13 protein-coding genes are annotated in these 15,742 nt (G+C 71.5%); 9 read left to right on the top strand and 4 right to left on the bottom strand.

Annotated features, from left to right (window positions below; translation table 11 throughout):
• The first annotated feature begins 58 nt into the window (after window positions 1–58).
• From smpB to DEIPH_RS08480, 4 genes are all read left to right on the top strand, one after another.
• The gene (gene smpB / locus DEIPH_RS08495) at window positions 59–490 is read left to right on the top strand and encodes an SsrA-binding protein SmpB (protein WP_034356743.1); all 432 of its coding nucleotides are present in this window, start codon (window positions 59–61) and stop codon (window positions 488–490) included.
• A complete protein-coding gene (locus DEIPH_RS08490) occupies window positions 487–1,908 on the top strand; it encodes an N-acetylmuramoyl-L-alanine amidase family protein (RefSeq protein ID WP_235183203.1) in 1,422 nt (473 codons plus the stop codon). Before smpB ends, DEIPH_RS08490 begins: the two co-directional genes overlap by 4 nt.
• Window positions 1,905–2,444: a GerMN domain-containing protein gene (locus DEIPH_RS08485; protein ID WP_034356739.1), complete on the top strand. Its 540-nt coding sequence runs from the start codon at window positions 1,905–1,907 to the stop codon at window positions 2,442–2,444. The genes DEIPH_RS08490 and DEIPH_RS08485 overlap by 4 nt, the downstream gene beginning before the upstream one ends.
• Window positions 2,445–2,545: 101 nt before the next feature.
• Window positions 2,546–5,848 (top strand): AAA family ATPase, encoded by a 3,303-nt coding sequence (locus tag DEIPH_RS08480; RefSeq protein WP_034356738.1) that lies wholly within the window; start codon window positions 2,546–2,548, stop codon window positions 5,846–5,848.
• Window positions 5,849–5,854: 6 nt separating this feature from the next.
• Here DEIPH_RS08480 and DEIPH_RS08475 read toward each other — a convergent pair whose 3' ends face one another.
• The 3 genes from DEIPH_RS08475 to DEIPH_RS08465 all read right to left on the bottom strand — a co-directional run bounded on the left by DEIPH_RS08475 (window position 5,855) and on the right by DEIPH_RS08465 (window position 10,414).
• Entirely contained in the window at window positions 5,855–6,409 is a 555-nt protein-coding gene (locus DEIPH_RS08475) for a type I phosphoribosyltransferase (RefSeq protein WP_034356735.1), read from the bottom strand.
• Between the two features lie 2 nt (window positions 6,410–6,411).
• Window positions 6,412–9,144: an AAA family ATPase gene (locus DEIPH_RS08470; RefSeq protein ID WP_034356732.1), complete on the bottom strand. Its 2,733-nt coding sequence runs from the start codon at window positions 9,142–9,144 to the stop codon at window positions 6,412–6,414.
• Window positions 9,145–9,235: 91 nt separating this feature from the next.
• On the bottom strand, window positions 9,236–10,414 hold the full coding sequence (locus DEIPH_RS08465) for a metallophosphoesterase family protein (protein ID WP_034356730.1): 1,179 nt from the start codon (window positions 10,412–10,414) through the stop codon (window positions 9,236–9,238).
• 127 nt (window positions 10,415–10,541) lie between these two features.
• On the opposite strand from DEIPH_RS08465, the gene DEIPH_RS08460 reads away from it, so the two are divergent.
• Entirely contained in the window at window positions 10,542–11,786 is a 1,245-nt protein-coding gene (locus DEIPH_RS08460; protein WP_051517247.1) for an MFS transporter, read from the top strand.
• Here DEIPH_RS08460 and DEIPH_RS20165 read toward each other — a convergent pair.
• Complete coding sequence (locus DEIPH_RS20165) at window positions 11,758–12,402, bottom strand: helix-turn-helix domain-containing protein (protein ID WP_161636049.1); 645 nt, start codon at window positions 12,400–12,402, stop codon at window positions 11,758–11,760. The genes DEIPH_RS08460 and DEIPH_RS20165 overlap by 29 nt on opposite strands.
• A gap of 81 nt (window positions 12,403–12,483) precedes the next feature.
• Here DEIPH_RS20165 and recD2 point away from each other — a divergent pair, with 81 nt between their 5' ends.
• Genes recD2 through DEIPH_RS08435 form a run of 4 tightly spaced genes read left to right on the top strand, consistent with a single transcriptional unit; the run spans window position 12,484 to window position 15,723 of the window.
• Window positions 12,484–14,607 (top strand): SF1B family DNA helicase RecD2, encoded by a 2,124-nt coding sequence (gene recD2, locus DEIPH_RS08450; protein WP_034356727.1) that lies wholly within the window; start codon window positions 12,484–12,486, stop codon window positions 14,605–14,607.
• Between the two features lie 34 nt (window positions 14,608–14,641).
• Window positions 14,642–14,884, top strand: a complete 243-nt coding sequence (locus DEIPH_RS08445) for an AbrB/MazE/SpoVT family DNA-binding domain-containing protein (protein WP_034356724.1) — start codon at window positions 14,642–14,644, stop codon at window positions 14,882–14,884.
• On the top strand, window positions 14,878–15,228 hold the full coding sequence (gene mazF, locus DEIPH_RS08440) for an endoribonuclease MazF (protein ID WP_034356721.1): 351 nt from the start codon (window positions 14,878–14,880) through the stop codon (window positions 15,226–15,228). Before DEIPH_RS08445 ends, mazF begins: the two co-directional genes overlap by 7 nt.
• Before the next feature lie 36 nt (window positions 15,229–15,264).
• A complete protein-coding gene (locus DEIPH_RS08435) occupies window positions 15,265–15,723 on the top strand; it encodes an 8-oxo-dGTP diphosphatase (RefSeq protein WP_034356718.1) in 459 nt (152 codons plus the stop codon).
• Window positions 15,724–15,742: the final 19 nt, after the last annotated feature.

The following is a 15,742-nucleotide window of genomic DNA, read 5'->3' as shown; positions in this document are numbered from 1 at the left end:
TTGGGGGTGGCCCCGTTCCTTTCTGCGCCCTTCGTCCTTTCCGGGAGGCCCTGCTAGAATGCGCCGCGTGTACACGAACCGCCGCGCGCACCATGAATATGAACTGCTGGAGCGCTTCGAGGCGGGGATCAGTCTGACCGGCAGCGAGGTCAAGAGCGTCCGGGCAGGCGGCGTGGACTTCCGGGACGCGTTCGCGCGCCTCTCGGGCGGCAACATCGAGCTGGAGGGCCTCTACATTCCGACCTACACCGAAGCGACCTACAACAACCACGAGCCGCGCAGAAGTCGCCGCCTGCTGCTGCACCGCGAGGAGATCAGCAAACTGAGGCGCGCGCTGGAGCAAAAGGGCCTGACGCTGGTGCCCACCCGGCTGTACCAGAAGGGCCGGGTCTTCAAGGTGGAACTCGCCCTGGCGCGCGGCAAGAAGCTGCACGACAAGCGCCGCGCGGAGGCCGAGAAGACCGTGCGCCGGGAGCTGCGCGAGCTATGAGCGGACGCGCCGCGAGCAGGCGAATGGAAAAAGGCCGCCTCTCCAGACCCCTACTGCTGTCGGCGGCGTTGCTGTGCGCGGGGCTGGCGGGGGCGCAGGTTGCCTTTACCAAGCTGAATCTCGCCGGGCAGCAGGTCCAGAGCATCAACCTGTACGGCGCGGAATATGCCAGCGAGACGGTGCTGGGCCGCGTGCTGAACGTGACCCGTGACGGCGGGATCGCCCGCGTGGAGGCCTACGGGCACACGCTGCTGCTGCCCATCGACGAGGACCAGCAGCGGGCCACGACCGATTTCAACACCGTGCAGCTCGATACCGGGCGCGTCCGGGCGCGGACCGCGACCCTGGTGAACGGAAATCTCTACCTGCCGCTCGACACGCTGGCGCGCGGGCTGGGGGCCAGCTATCAGGCGGGAAACTTCCGGGTGGTGCCGGCCATCCTTCAGGGCGTCAGCAGCCGGGCGGGCAAGGACACGGACCGGCTGGTGCTGGACCTCAGCCGCGACGTGCCGGTCAGCGACGAGCTGCGCGGCACCACCGTGACCGTGACCCTCAGGGGCGCGCAGGGCGAGGCCCGGCGCTACACCACCCGGGGAGCCTTCGTGCCCCAGGCGGAGGTGACCCGCAGCGGCGACGACCTGAAGCTCAGTTTCACCCTGCCACCGGGCAGCGGGTACCGGGTCTACCGGGTGGTGCGCCCCGGCGGCGCGCGCCTGGTGGTGGACGCGGGGCCGGGCGTGCCCTACACCAGCCCGGCGCTGCTGGAACGCATCTCGCGGCCCCTGATCGTGCTGGACCCGGCCCGCGTCAGTGGCCTGGGCCGCGACGTAACGCTGGACGTGGCCCGCCGCGCCGCCGAGCTGCTGAACAAGGCCGGGTGGCAGGTCAAGCTCACCCGCGACGCGCAGACCGCGCTGGGGCTGAACCAGAAGCTGGACCTGGCCCGGCGCAGCGACGTGTATCTGGCGCTCGATCTGGGCCGCTTTCCGGGCAGCCCGCGCGGCGGCGTCACGGTGTATGAACCGACCGGCAGCTCGGCAGCGCAGATCGTGAACGCCGTGCGCGGCGGCGCGCAAGCCCCCTACATCGACCTTGCGGTGGGGAACGGCGGAGGCACCCGCCGCCTCAGCGAGTTGCTGCGCGGGGAACTGCGCGGCGGGGGCGTAACCGCCAAGGCCGAGAACGTGACCCGCACCCTGACCCTGGGAGAGGCCCCCGAGGCCGCGCTGCTGCTGGAACTCGGCTGGGTGAGCAACGCCGACGACCGCGCCAAACTCGGGGTGGATGACCGTCTTCAGGCGATGTCGGTGGCGGTGGCGCGCTCGATTGCCACCTACCTGACCGCCCGCGCCGCGAACGCGGGCCGCGCGGCCCCCGCCGCGACACCCGGGGCGGGCCAGAAAGGAGCGGGGCAGTGAGGCGGCTCTTTTCCCTCTTCAACGTGGTCACCGCCGCGCTGCTCGCCGCCGCCGCCTACGCCTATCAGGAGGTGCAGCGGCCCCCCGCGACGCCCACACCCCCGAAGCTGGAGCTGGAAGAACGGCACGACGTGAAGGTGAAGGTGTACTTCACCGATACGCAGGTCCAGTCCCTGAAACCCGAAACGCGCACGGTGCAGGTCACCGAGGAGAATCCCACGACCCTGGGTCAGGCAGCCCTGAACGTCTGGGCCAGCGGTCCCAGCGCCTCCGGTGCGTTGCGGCTGGTGCCCGAAGGCACGGCCGCCCCCAAACTCTGGATCCGCGGCCAGCACTACTACGTGAATCTGCCCGCCGCCTATCAGAAACTCCGCTACGGCACCAGCGGTGAGCGCATGCTGCTGTGTACCCTCACCCGCACCCTGCTCGACACGCGTGGCCAGGACGTGACCTTTCTGGTCGAGGGGCAGAATGTGGACACCCTGGGGCACCTCGACGTGCGCGAGCCGTACACCCGGCAGGACTGCGCGGATTAGGGTGCTGCGCACCTGTCTGACTGTCAAACCGGCTGACCGTCTAAAAGCCACTCCCTCCCCCTGCCGTCAGACGGTTGGACCGTCAGACTGTTAGACCCCCTATGCTCCAGAGCATTACCCTCCAAGGCTTCAAGAGTTTCGCGGACCGCACCCGGCTGGAGTTCGGCCCGGGCGTGTCTGCCGTGATCGGTCCCAACGGCAGCGGCAAGAGCAACGTGGTGGAGGCGCTGCGCTGGGCGACCCATCAGGCGCGGGCGCGCGAGCTGCGGGCGGGGCGCGGCACCGAGCTGATCTTTCACGGCAGCGGCGGCAAGGCTCCGCTGGGGCTGGCCGAGGTACAGGTCGAACTGCTGACTGCGGAGGGCCGCGTGAACGTGACCCGCCGGGTCTACCGCGACGGCACCGGCGAGCAGGACCTGGGCGGGCGGCCCGCCCGGGCGCGTGACGTACAGAGTGCCCTACGCGGCACCGGGCTGGGACCGGGGGGCTTGGCGGTGATCGGTCAGGGCGAGGTGAGCGGCGTCGTGCAGGCCGAGGGGCGCACTCTGCTGGGCTACGTGCAGGAGGCGGCGGGCCTGTCGCGCGCCGTTACCGCCCGGCAGGACACCGAGGCGCGGCTGCGTGAGGCCGACGGGCATCTGGCGCAACTGCGGCTGGTGCAGGCTGAGCGCGCGGCGGGGGTGGAGCGGCTCGCTCAGGCCGCCCGCGACGCCCGGTCCTGGCGCGACCTCACCTTGCGGACGCTGATGCTGGAGGACGCCCTGAAACGCGAGCGCCAGCTGGCCCTGGGGCGCGAGATCATGGCCGCCCGGACCGAAGCGGACACGTTGGACGCCCGCAGCGCCCAGCTCGCCGCCGAGGTGCAGGCCGCTGCCGCCCGGGTGGAGGCCGCCCGCGAGGCGGTGGGCGACGCCCGCGCCCGCGCCGACGCCTTCGCCGGGGCGCTCGATGCCCTGCGCGCCGCCCGCGACGCCCACGCCCAGGCCGAGCGTTACGCGGGCCACCTCCAGACCGAGGCCGAACGCCTGCGCGCCGAACTCGCCGCCCTCCCCAGCCGCCCACCCGCTGACGCCGCCCCCGATCTCCCCGCGCTGGAAGTCGCTGTGACCGCCGCCCGCACCGCTGCCGAGGCCGCTGAGCGCCGCGCCCGCACGCTGGACGCCGAGCTGACCCGCGCCCGCCAGCAGGCCGCCCGCGCGGCCGAGGCCGCCGCCCGCGTGGACGCCAGCCGGGAAACGCTGGGGGGCGAACTGGAACGCGCCGAGGGCAACCTGGAAGCCGCCTCGGAGGCCCTGGCCGCCGCCCGTGAGCGCCTGGAGGCCGCCGCCCACGCCCGCCAGCAGGCCGAGGCCGGATATGCGGCGCTGGCCGCCCGCCGCTCGGACGCGCAGGCCCACGAGCGGCACCTCACCGCCGAACTCGCCCGCCTGAATGCCGGCGCCGCGCCGCTGCGCCGCGAGCGTGAGCGGCTGGAACAGACCCTGGGTTCCTACGCCCGCTACGGGGAGGGCGCGCGCAACGCCCTACGGCTGGACCACCCCGGCATCGTCGGCTCGGTGGCGGACCTGCTGACCGTTCCCGCCGAGTACGAGACGGCGATCACCGCCGCGCTGGGCCGCCGTCTGGAGCAGATCGTGGTGGGCAGCGGCGAGGACGCCCGGACGATCATCGAGGAACTCAAGCGCGCGGGCGGGCGCGCGACCTTCCTCCCCCTCGACCTGATCCGCGCCCGGCCCCGCCGTGACGGCCCCCTGCTGCGCGAGGCCGGTGTGATCGGCAACCTGGCCGACCTGTGTCCCACCGACCCGCCACTGGTGGGCGAGGCGATTCTGGCCGACACCCTGGTGGTGGAGGACCTGCGCGCCGCCAACCGGATTGCCCGCGCGCATTCAAACCGGCCGCGCCTGGTCACGCTGGACGGCCAACTGCTGGAGGCCGGCGGCGCGATCACGGGCGGACGCCTGCGCGATACCGGTTCCAACGTCCTGGCCGACCAGCGCCGTTTTCAGGAACTGGACGCGGAACTGGAGGACACCGGCCGGCAGACGGCCCGCCTGAGTGCCGAACTGAAGAAGGTCCAGGCGACCCTTTCCGGCGATGCGGACGGACACGGCACCCTGCTGGCCGCCCGCGATCGCGCCACCCGCGAGGAACAGGATGCCGAGAAGCGTGTGACCGAACTGGCCGCCCAGGTCCGCAGCCTGAGCGCGCACCGCGACCGCCTGCTGACGCGCGTGGCCGCCCAGACGCCCACACCTTCGGAACTGGACATTCCGGCTGCCGACCCCGCCGAACTGGAAGCCGACCTGCTCGAAGCCCGCGCCTCTGCCGAGGGCCACCGCGACCAGGAACGCGCCGCCCTGGAAGCCCTCGCCCTGGCCCGCGAGCTGGACGCGGCGTGGCGGGCCTTCCGCACCGCCCGCGCCCGCGCCGCCGACCTGAAGGGGCACCTGACCGCCAACGCCGAGGCGGCCGGGGCGCAGCAAACTCACCTGAACGCTGCCGCCGCCGAGGTCCAGCGCCGCGAAACGGCCCTCGGGACGCTGGATGAACACGAGCTGTACCACGCCGAGAGGGCGCGGGACGCGGCGGCCCAGGCGTACACCTCCCTGATCGGGGAGCAGAACAAGACCCGCGCCCGCCTGGAAGACCTCCGGTTGCTGGTTGCCCGGCGCGAGGGCAGCCTGGACGCCGTTCCCGACGGGTGCAGCCCCCCCGGCACGCCCCGCGAGTGGACGGCGGACCTGAACCGGTCGCGCGCCGAGCTGGAGCGCCTCGGCCCGGTGAATGCCCGCGCGGAGGCTGACCACGCCGCCGAGCGGGCGGAACTGGAGCGCCTGACGGCCGAACTGGACGACGCCGAGAGCGCCGCCGCCGAACTGCGCGCCCACCTCACCGGGCTGGAAACCGCCGAGGGCCTCGCCACCCGCGCCGCCTTTAGCCGGGTGAACGCCGCCTTCCGCGAGTATTCCGCCGAACTGCTGGGCGGCCAGGGCGAACTGGAACCCGAGGAGGACGGGACGGGCCGCCTGACCGGCCTGCGTCTGGCCGTGCAGCCGAGGGGCAAGCGCACCCGCTCCATGACCCTGCTTTCGGCGGGCGAGCGCACGATGGCGGGGCTGGGCTTCCTGTTCGCGCTGAACCACGCGGGCGGAGAAGGCAGCGCCGGGGGACTCCCCCTCGCCGTGCTGGACGAGGTGGACGCGCCGCTGGACGAGGCGAACATCCGCCGCTTCACCGCCTTTCTGGAACGCTTCTCGGCCCGTGGGGCACAGTTCCTGCTCGTCACGCACCAGAAGGCGACGATGGAGGTCGCGCACGCGCTCTGGGGCGTGACGACCGACCAGACCGGAGCCAGCCGCGTCCTGAGCATCCGGCAGGCGGAGGAGGCGGTGGGGCGGTGAGTGCGGCTACTCCCGCACGTCTCGGAACGCCACCTCTACCCCGGCCCGGCAGAGTGGGCAGGCTTCTGCCGCAGAGGTCTGGAACGGCGCGCCGCTCAGGGTGACCAGCCGCTCACCGGCCAGCGGCGTCCGGCTGAGCCAGGCACTCACGCCGCTCACCGTGTGGCCGGCCCGCCGCAGGAAGGCGAGCACCGCGCGGGCGTCCGTGCCGGTGCAGATCAGGTCGTCCACGTAAACGGCCTGCTGACCGGGTGCGGGAAGGTTCATGCGGTGCCACCCCGGGTGCGGGCCGGTCAGGACGTAGGCCACCGGCAGGCCCAGGTGCCGCCCCACGAAGGAGGCCAGCACGGCCCCGCAGGCGGGCGCGCCCACCAGCAGCGTCGTGTCCGGAAAGGCGGCGCGGAGGCTGGCGGCCTGGGCCGCCGCGACCGCGTCCAGCGCGGCAGGATCACGGAACACGTCCCCTTTCTCGGTCCAGCCGTCCGCGTGCCGTCCATTCCGAAAGACCGTATGCCCCCGCCGCAGCGCCCCGCGTTCCTCCAGCACGTTCAGCAGGTCCATATCTACCCGTCCAGCCGCTGCACGCTGCTCCCGGCCACGCTCTTGGTCACGATCAAGCGGCTAGGCAGGCGTTCGGACAGGCTCTCGACGTGTGTGACCACGCCCACCATGCGCCCCTGCGTCCGCAGGTTTTCCAGCGCGCCCGCCACCGCCTCCAGCGCTTGCGGGTCCAGGGTGCCGAAGCCCTCGTCCAGAAAGAGCGCCCCCAGAATCTTGTTGCCCGCCAGATAATCACTCAGGGCGATGGCGAGGGAGAGGCTGGCGAGGAACGTCTCGCCGCCCGACAGGGTCTTGACCGCCCGCGTCTCCCCCGCGTTCCAGAGGTCCTGCACGACGTACTCGCCGCCCTCCAGCGCGAGGCGGTAGCGCCCGTCGCTGATGTCGTAGAGCAGCGCGCCCGCGCCGGTCAGCAGCCGCGCTTCCACCTCGGCCAGGAGGTACTGCTGGAACTCGTTGGCCCTCAGGGTGTTGGTGAGAGTCTGCCAGGTGTCGAGGGTGGCGGCCAGGCCCTTTGCCTGCTCCTCGATCTCGGCCTTGCGCTTCAGGCGCTCACGGGCGCTGCGTTCCTGCTCGGCCAGGCTCCCCGCCCGCTCGCGCGCGCCGCTGAGGGCCGCGTCGGTGGCGATCAGGTCGCGCTCGGCCTGCCGCAGCCCCGCCGGATCGAAAGGTTCCAGCCCAAGCTGCCGTTCGAGTTCCGCCAGTTGCGCCCGGAGCTGCTCCACCTGCGCGGCGTGGGTACGGGCGGCCTGTTCGAGCGCGGCGATATCGGCCTCGGGGAGGGCGGCGGAACGGGCCTGGGCGGCGTCCAGACCCAGGGACGCCAGCGCCGTGTCCAGCGCGGCCTGCGCCTCCTGCGCTTCCCGCGCCCGGCCCCCGGCGGCGTTCCGGGCCGAGGTCAGGGACGCCTGCGCCGCCGCGTGGGCGCTCTGCGCGCGGGCGAGGGCGGCCTGGGCCTCGGTCAGCCGGGTCCGGAGGGCCTTGACTTCCGTCAGGAGCTTCTGGCGTTCGCGGGCCGGGTCGCTGCCCGCCGCCCGCACCTGTTTCGCCAGCCCGGCCAGCAGGCGCAGCACCAGGTCGTGGGGATCGCCCGTGATGTGGGCCTCGAGCTGTTTTAGGTCATGTTCGCGCTGCGTCAGGGCCGCTTCCCAGTCGGCCAGTTCGGCGGTGCGGGCCTCGGTGGATTTGTTCAGGTTGCCCAGTTCCAGTCCGATTTCCTTGTAGCGCAAGCGTCGGTTTTCCAGCGTGCCTTGCCGGGCGCTCACCTGCGTTTCGAGGGCGGCGAGGTCCACCCCGGACGCTTGCGGCAGCGCCCGCACCGTCTGCTCGCACAGCGGGCAGGGGTCGCCCACGTGCAGGTGAGCGCGGTAGGCACTCAACCCCGCTTCCAGCCGCGCGGCCTGCAAGTCCGCCTGGGCGCGGTCGAAGTCCGTCTTGGCGCTTTTGCCCTCGCGTTCGACCCGCTGCTGCTCCAGCTTCAGGGCGGCCAGCTGGTCCAGCTCGGTCTTCTGGCGTTCGCGCCCCGCCTCCAGCGCCGACTTCTGCGCCTCCAGCTGAATGCGTTCCTGCCGCAGCCGGTCGAGCTTCTGGCCCGCCTCGCGCGCCGCGTGGTGCGCGTCCTCGTCCCAGGGGAGGGGAGAGGCGTGGGTGGTCTGCGGGGTGCCGCCCGCGCGTTTCAAGCGGGCCGCGTCGGCCTCGGCCTCGCGCAGGGTGCCCTCACGGGCTTCCAGGTCGGGAATGCGGGCCTCGGCCTCCCGGGCGGCCTCCAGCGTGACCGTCGCCGCTTCCACCGCCTGCCGCGCCAGGGCCTCGGCCTCGGCGGTGCGCTGGGCTTCCCCGGCTTCCCGTGCCGAGGCGATGCGGGCGCGTTCCGCCGCGTCGAGCAGGGGCAGCACGCCCGCCACCCGCCTGGCCCGCGTGGCCCGCGAAGCCCCCTCGCGCACCCCCGCCGCGCGGGCTTCGAGCGTGGTCAGGCGGCGGGCGGTGTCCTGGTGGGCGGTCCAGACGCCCTCCAGCGCGCGCAGGCGGTTGACCTGTCCCTGCAAGCTTTCCCGCGTCTCGCTCAGGCGTTCGGCTTCGGCGTCCACCGCCTCGCGCTCCGAGCGCAGCGCCTTGACCGCCTCAAGGGTCACGCCCGCGTATTCGCCGTCCAGCAGCGCGTGGAGGCTGCCCAGCGTGTGCTTGAACTCCCTGGCGCGGTCGCCCGCGAAGGTATGCATCGCCTTGACATGCTCCAGGCCCATCAGTTCGCCCAGCAGCGCCTGCCGTTCGCGGCCCGTACCGTGCAGCAGCCGTGAAAACTCGCCCTGCGGCAGCAGCACGCTGCGCGCGAAGGTCTTGAAGTCCAGCCCCACCGCGCGCTGGATGCGGTCGTTCACGGCCCGGGTGCCGCCGTCGCTGAGGTTGATCCAGCGGTCCTCCTCCCGCCGCTCCAGCCGCACCTCGTTCTCGGCCTGGCGGCGGCCCTTGGAGCGCGCCACCCGGTACGTCTCGCCGCCCACCTCGAAAGTCAGGCTGACCGACAGCCCCCGCTCGCCCTGCGAGATCAGGGCGTCCAGGCCGGTGCTGCCCAGCCGGGGCGTGTTGCCGTACAGCGCGAAGGTCACCGCGTCCAGCAAGCTGCTCTTGCCGCTGCCGGTCGGCCCGACCAGCGCGAACAGTTCCAGGTCCGAGAAATCCAGCGTGGTGTGCTGCCGGAAGGCGGTAAAGCCCTGCACTTCGAGGCTGAGGGGCCTCATGGGCGCACCTTCAGTGCGGGTCTGATGGTCAGGAGATGGGGAAGGGTTGGACGGTCAGACCGTTTGACGGTTCGACGACGAGCCAAGCGGGTCACGCCACCTCCTCCCCGCGCGCCGCCTCGTCCGCCTCGCGGAAGGCCGTGCGCAGGTCGTCCGGCAATTCGCCCCGGCGTTCCTGATGAAAGCGCTCGTACAGCTCCGTCAGGCTCAGGCCCTCGCGTTTCAGCTCCGGCAGGGCCAGATCGTCCTGCATGGCGTCCAGCTCGACCGCCAGCGCCCCCGGCACCTGACGCAGCACCCGGTCTTTCAGGCCGGGCAGGGCCGTTCCGGCGGGGGCCTGCACGACCACCTTCACCAGCCCGCCGAAGTTCGCCAGCGAGGCCAGGCGCGACTCGACCTGATCGAGACCCACGCGCACCGTGCGCAGTTCGCGCCCGCTGGTCAGCGGAATGGGCGTCACGCGGGCGGGCCGCCCGGCCTCCACCTCGACCAGATTGACCTGCTTCTTCTCGCCCGCCTCCCCGAAGTCCAGCTGGATGACGCTGCCGGGATAATGCGCCAGCGGCATCTCGCTCGACTTCTGCGGTTTGTGGACGTGCCCCAGCGCCACGTACTGCGCCTCGGTGGGCAGCTGCAAGGGCGAGAGGGTGTAGGCGTTCATCAGGTCGAACTGCATGGTGCGTTCGGAGCCGCTGGGCACCGCGCCGTCCATGGTCGCGTGCGCCATCAGCATGTTCACGCTGTTCCCCCGGAACCCTTCCGCGAGCTTCCGCAGGAAAAAGCCCATCCCCTCGCGGTACTTCTGCCGCCACGCGCCCACGTCGCCGCCCAGCAGGTCGGCGGCCTTGACCAGCCGCCGCTCGGACAGGAAGGGCAGTGCCCCCACCGTCAGCTGCTCGCCGCTCCGGGTTTCCACCGTGCGGATCAGGTCCAGCGGATTGGCGGTGGGCTGCGCGACGAGTTGCACGCCCACCCAGCCCAGCAGCCCGGCGAAGCTGTGCAGCCGCGCGGCGCTGTCGTGGTTTCCGGCGATCACGACGGCGGGAATGTCGGCGTCACGCAGGCGCAGGAAGAAGTCGAAGACGGCCGCCTCGGCCTCCGCCGACGGGTTCACGGTGTCGAAGAGGTCGCCCGAAACCAGCACGGCGTCGGCCTTCTCACTGCGGGCCAGCCCCGCGATTTCCACCAGGGCCGCGTGGACCTCCGGCGTCCGGTCAAAGCCCCTCAGATTCCGCCCGGCATGGAAATCTGCCGTGTGAAGTACGCGCATGACGGAAAAAATAGCACGGGCACGTGATTGGCGCTGTTCGGGTGGGAGCGCCTCCCCGCCGGGCGTTTCCACCGCTACTCCCCGCCGCCCCCTACCCCGTGGAGTAGCTCTGCGCCGAAGCTGGGGCATGACCGAGGCCCAGCCTGCCCCCCGACCTGGCGCGCAAACGCTCTGGAACCGCAATTTTCTCCTGTGGTGGCTGGGGGCGGCGCAGAGTGCGCTGGGGAGCGCCCTGGCGGGCATCGCCCTGAGTTTCCTGGTGCTGCACCAGACCGGCAGCGCGGGGGCGATGGGCGTGAACCTCGCGCTGGCGATGCTGCCCGCGCTGTTTGCGCCCTTGTTCGGCACGCTGGTGGACCGTCTGCCCCTCAAGCCGCCCCTGGTCGTGTGCCACCTGCTGCGCGGGGGAATGCAGCTCGGCATCGGCTTCGCGGCCTTGCGGGGGCCTGTGCCGATCGAGGCGATCTACGCGGTGTCCTTCCTGACCGGGCTGATCGGTGCCTTCTACACGTCCGCCAGTATGGGCATCACGGTGCGCCTGGTGCCGCGAGAGCAGCTTCAGCGGGCCACCGGGCTGATGCAGGGCAGCGCGCAGACCATGCAGATGGTCGGCCTGCTGGGCGGCGGCTTCCTGGTGGCGGTGCTGGGCCGGGGGGAGGCGCTGATCTTCGACGGGGTGACGTTTCTGGTCTTCGCGGCCCTGCTGCTGCCGGTGCAGTTTCCCGTCCGCGGGGCGGCAGGGGCGGGCGAACGCTTCTGGGAGTCGTTCCGGGGCGGGCTGAAGTATGTGCGGGGCAGCCTCCTGCTGACCGGTCTGCCGCTGGTGGCGCTGGTGCTGAATGCCAGCTTCGCCCCGCTGGACATGCTGATTCCCAAACGGATGCAGGTGCTGGGCGCGGGAGCCGCCGGGTACGGCCTCTTTTTCGGGATGCTGGTGGCTGGGATGGCGGCGGGCGGCTTTCTGGTGGCGTGGCTGGGCGAGCGGGTGAAGCCGGCCCGTGCGTCCGTGTGGGGCATGGCGCTGATGGGCGCGCTGACGCTGGCCCTCGCGTTCACCCACACGGCCCCGCAGATGTACGCGCTGGCCCTGCTGATGGGCCTGGCAAATGCCTTTTGCAACGCGGGGATCGGCATCCTCTTTCAGACGCGGGTGGACCCCGACTTCTACGGGCGGGTCGGCAGTCTGCTGAGCGCGGTGGGCATGGTGGGGATGCCGGTCACGCTGCTGGCGCTCTCGCCCTTCGCGGACCGGATTCCCGTCGCCATCATCTTCGCGGTGGCGGGGGGGCTGACGCTGCTGGGGGCCGCCGTGTGGGGAGGCATCCTGCGGCGCGACGGTGCCTTTACCGCTCCGGCAGTCGCCCCGGCGTGAACATCAGGCCCAGCAGGCAATCCTCGGCGTCCTCCGATTGCCGCTCCTCCTGTTCGCGGGCCAGGCTCCAGTCTTTCAGGTCACGCAGCCGCCGTTCCAGCTCAGCGCGCGTGATGGGGGAGAGGCGCACCTCCCCGATGGTCCCGAAGCCCCTGGAGGGTTCGTTTCCTGGCCTGGGGCCGCCGTAATTCACCTGAAGCTGGCCCTGACTGTTCATCACGAGCAGCACCTCATGCGCCTGCTGACGGCAATTGGCCGCCATTTGTGAGAGATAAGCTTCCAGAAAGGGCCGATGCAGCGCTGCGAGCAGGTCACGCAGGTCGTCGGCCTCGGTCAGCTCGAAGGGGACGCGGTAGGCGGGCGCGGCGGCGCGGTAGAGCTTGACCGGCCTGCCGCCGCGTTTGCGCTCGCCCGTCACCGCCACCAGCCCGGCCGCGCACAGCCGCGTCAGGCGGTGATGGGCCTGCTTGACGGTGAGTTCGGCGTCACGGGCGACCTCCCCAGCGCTGGCCTCCCCCTGCATGGTCGGCCCCAGCACGCGCTGATAGGCGAAGTCCAGCAGCAGCCGCGCCTGCTCCGGGGTGCGCGCGGTGAAGATGCCTCCGGGCCGGGTCACCCCTTCAGGATGGCGCATCCGGGCCGCCGCGCCCCATTACGCTGTATACAGAACGCTGGCCCTCGCGCTATCCTGCCTCCCATGACCGCCGCTCCCCCCACCGAGCCATTTCGCGTGACGGGCGGCGTGAACCGGGTCCGTTTCCGCGCCGACAGCGGCTTTACCGTGATGACGGCCCGCCTGCGCAACGCTGAGGGCGAGGACCCCGACGCCACCGTCATCGGCGTGATGCCGCCCCTCGAAGCCGGGGACACCTTCAGCGCCGACGTGCTGATGGAAGAACACCGCGAGTACGGCTACCAGTACCGCGTGCTGAACATGGTGCTGGAGGCGCAACCCGCCGACCTCACCGAAGCCGGGGTGGCGGCCTACCTGGAAGCCCGCGTGGGCGGCGTCGGCAAGGTCCTGGCCGGACGCATCGCCCGGACCTTCGGCCCGGCCACCTTCGACGTGCTGGAGCAGGACCCCGAAAAGCTGCTGCAAGTGCCGGGCGTCACCCAGAGTACGCTGCACAAGATGACCTCCAGCTGGAGCCAGCAGGGGCTGGAACGCCGCCTGCTCGCGGGCCTGCAAGGGCTGGGCCTCAGCATTTCCCAGGCACAGCGGGCGGTGAAGCACTTCGGGGAGGCGGCGCTGGAACGCCTGACGGCGGACCTGTTCGCGCTGACCGAGGTCGAGGGCATCGGCTTCCTGACCGCCGACAAGCTCTGGCAGGCCGGGGGCGGGGCGAACGACGACCCCCGCCGCCTGACCGCCGCCGCCGTGTACGCGCTTCAGCAGGCGGGGCAGCAGGGCGGGCACAGCTACCTGCCGCGTGGGCGGGCCGAGCGGGGCGTGGGCCACTACACGCGCGTCTCGCCGGAACAGGCCCGGATCGCGGTCGAGACGGCGGTCGAACTGGCCCGCCTCTCCGACGACCCCACCTCGGAGGGCGAGAGCCGCATCTACCTCCCCCACGTCCTGCGCGCCGAGAAAAAGCTCGCCACCCTGATTCGCACCCTGCTCGCCACGCCGCCCGCCGGCGACGAGTGGCCCGCCTATGAAGACCTGCCCCCCGGGGCCGCGAAAGGGCTGTCGGAGGAACAGGCGCAGGTGCTGGACCTGCTCGAAGACCACCGCCTGGTCGTGCTGACGGGTGGCCCCGGCACCGGCAAAAGCACCACGACCCGCGCGGTGGCGGACCTGGCCGAAAAGCTGGGGCTGGAGGTCGGCCTCTGCGCCCCCACCGGCAAGGCCGCGCGCCGCCTGGGCGAGGTGACCGGGCGCCCTGCCTCCACCATTCACCGCCTGCTGGGGTACGGTCCGGCGGGGTTCCGCCACAACCACCTCGAACCCGCGCCCTACGACCTGTTGATCGTGGACGAGGTGAGCATGTGCGGGGACGGGCTGATGCTCTCGCTGCTGGCCGCCGTGCCGCCGGGGGCGCGCGTGCTGCTGGTGGGCGATACCGACCAGCTTCCCCCGGTGGACGCGGGCTTGCCCCTGCTGGCGCTCACGCAGGCCGCCCCCACCGTGCGCCTGACCACCGTGTACCGCCAGGCCGCCGAGAATCCGATTATCCGCGCCGCGCACGGCCTGCTGCACGGCAGTGCCCCCGAGTGGGGCGACCCCCGCCTGAACCTCACCGAGACGGACCCCGACGGCGGCGCGCGCCGGGTGGCCCTGATGGTCCGCGAACTCGGCGGGCCGGGGCAGGTGCAGGTGCTGACGCCGATGCGCAAGGGGCCGCTGGGGGTGGAGATGCTGAACCAGCAGCTCCAGTCCCTCTTCAACCCCGGCCAGGGCGGTATCCGCATCGCCGACGGCGAGGCCCGCCCCGGCGACGTGGTGGTGCAGACCAAGAACGACTACGGCAACGAGGTCTTCAACGGCACCCTCGGGCTGGTCCTGAAAGCCGAGGGGAACCGCCTGACGGTGGACTTCGACGGCAACATCGTGGAACTGGCGGGGGCCGAACTGTTCAACCTGCAACTGGGCTACGCCCTCACCGTCCACCGCGCCCAGGGCAGCGAGTGGCCCACGGTGCTGGGCGTGCTGCACGAGGCCCACATGCCCATGCTGTCGCGCAATCTGGTCTACACGGCCCTCACCCGCGCCCGCGAACGCTTCTACGCGGCGGGGTCGGCCTCGGCCTGGGTGAAGGCGGCGGGGCGGCAGCGCGAGGAGCGGAATACGGCGCTGCTGGAGCGGGTGCGGGGGCGGTAGAAGGCGTATACTCCTTGTCTCTACAGGAGGGACCATGAAAGGACAGATTCAGAAGTGGGGCAACAGCCTGGCCCTAAGGATTCCCAAGGGCATCGCGGAAGAGGCTCACCTCCAGCAGAGGACGCCGGTAGAGATTCGCATGTCGGAAGGCCAGATCGTCATCACGCCCCTGCGCGCGCCCCGTTACCGGCTGGAAGAGCTGCTGGCGAACATTCAGCCTGGACAGCTGCACGGGGAAACGGACTGGGGTGTGCCCCAGGGTCGCGAAGAATGGTGAGTGACCCGGCCTATGTCCCCGAACGCGGTCACATCGTCTGGCTCAACTTCACGCCACACGCTGGGCACGAGCAGGGCGGGCGGCGTCCAGCGCTGGTGCTGACGCCCGCGAGTTACAACGGTCTGACGGGCCTGATGATCGCCGTGCCCGTCACGAGCCGCGTGAAAGGCTATCCCTTCGAGGTGGCTCTGCCCACAGGTGGAGCCGTACAGGGTGTTGTCCTCAGTGACCAAGCCCGCAGCCTGGATTGGCGTGCCCGGCGCGCGGAATACGGGGTGGATGTTCCGGAAGAGGTGCTGGACGAGGTGGGCGGCAAGCTCGCTGCCCTGCTCCATCTGGGCTGAGCGCTGTTCCTTCAGCCTCAAAAAGGAGGAAATGAAGTGAGGCAAGCCACCGTCTGTTTCCTGCTGCGCCGCCATGAGGTGCTGTTGGGACTCAAGAAAGTGCGTTTTGGGGCTGGCCGGTACGCGGGCATCGGCGGAGGTGTGGAGGCGAGGGAGATGCCCGAGCAAGCCGCCCTCCGCGAACTGGCCGAGGAAATCGGCGTGACCGTCGAGGAGGATCAGCTTCAGTTCCGGGGTGAGGTGACCTTCCTCTTTTCCGCGCGCCCGGCCTGGCATCAGCGGGTCCACATCTACACCCTGACCCGCTGGCAAGGCGAACCGCAGGAAAGCGAGGAGATGCGCCCCGAGTGGTTCTCCGTCTCGGCCCTGCCGCTGGACCGGATGTGGGCGGACGCGGCCCACTGGCTGCCGGAGGTGCTGACGGGGAAGACGGTGCGGCTGGAGTGCGTCTACGCTGACGACGGAGCCACGCTCTCCAGTGTGATGGCGCTCTGAGTCCGGTCCGCCCCCCGCC

The organism is Deinococcus phoenicis (genome assembly GCF_000599865.1).
Lineage (GTDB): Bacteria > Deinococcota > Deinococci > Deinococcales > Deinococcaceae > Deinococcus > Deinococcus phoenicis.
The sequence above is the reverse complement of the archived record's forward strand: the minus strand, read 5'-3'. Positions and strand labels throughout refer to the sequence as shown.

Bases quoted from the DNA above. Each gene is read 5' to 3' on its own strand.
- smpB (WP_034356743.1), top strand. From the start codon at position 59: ATGCGCCGCGTGTACACGAACCGCCGCGCGCACCATGAATATGAACTG.
- DEIPH_RS08490 (WP_235183203.1), top strand. From the start codon at position 487: ATGAGCGGACGCGCCGCGAGCAGGCGAATGGAAAAAGGCCGCCTCTCC.
- DEIPH_RS08480 (WP_034356738.1), top strand. From the start codon at position 2,546: ATGCTCCAGAGCATTACCCTCCAAGGCTTCAAGAGTTTCGCGGACCGC.
- DEIPH_RS08475 (WP_034356735.1), bottom strand. From the start codon at position 6,409: ATGGACCTGCTGAACGTGCTGGAGGAACGCGGGGCGCTGCGGCGGGGG.
- DEIPH_RS08470 (WP_034356732.1), bottom strand. From the start codon at position 9,144: ATGAGGCCCCTCAGCCTCGAAGTGCAGGGCTTTACCGCCTTCCGGCAG.
- DEIPH_RS08465 (WP_034356730.1), bottom strand. From the start codon at position 10,414: ATGCGCGTACTTCACACGGCAGATTTCCATGCCGGGCGGAATCTGAGG.
- DEIPH_RS08460 (WP_051517247.1), top strand. From the start codon at position 10,542: ATGACCGAGGCCCAGCCTGCCCCCCGACCTGGCGCGCAAACGCTCTGG.
- recD2 (WP_034356727.1), top strand. From the start codon at position 12,484: ATGACCGCCGCTCCCCCCACCGAGCCATTTCGCGTGACGGGCGGCGTG.
- DEIPH_RS08445 (WP_034356724.1), top strand. From the start codon at position 14,642: ATGAAAGGACAGATTCAGAAGTGGGGCAACAGCCTGGCCCTAAGGATT.
- mazF (WP_034356721.1), top strand. From the start codon at position 14,878: ATGGTGAGTGACCCGGCCTATGTCCCCGAACGCGGTCACATCGTCTGG.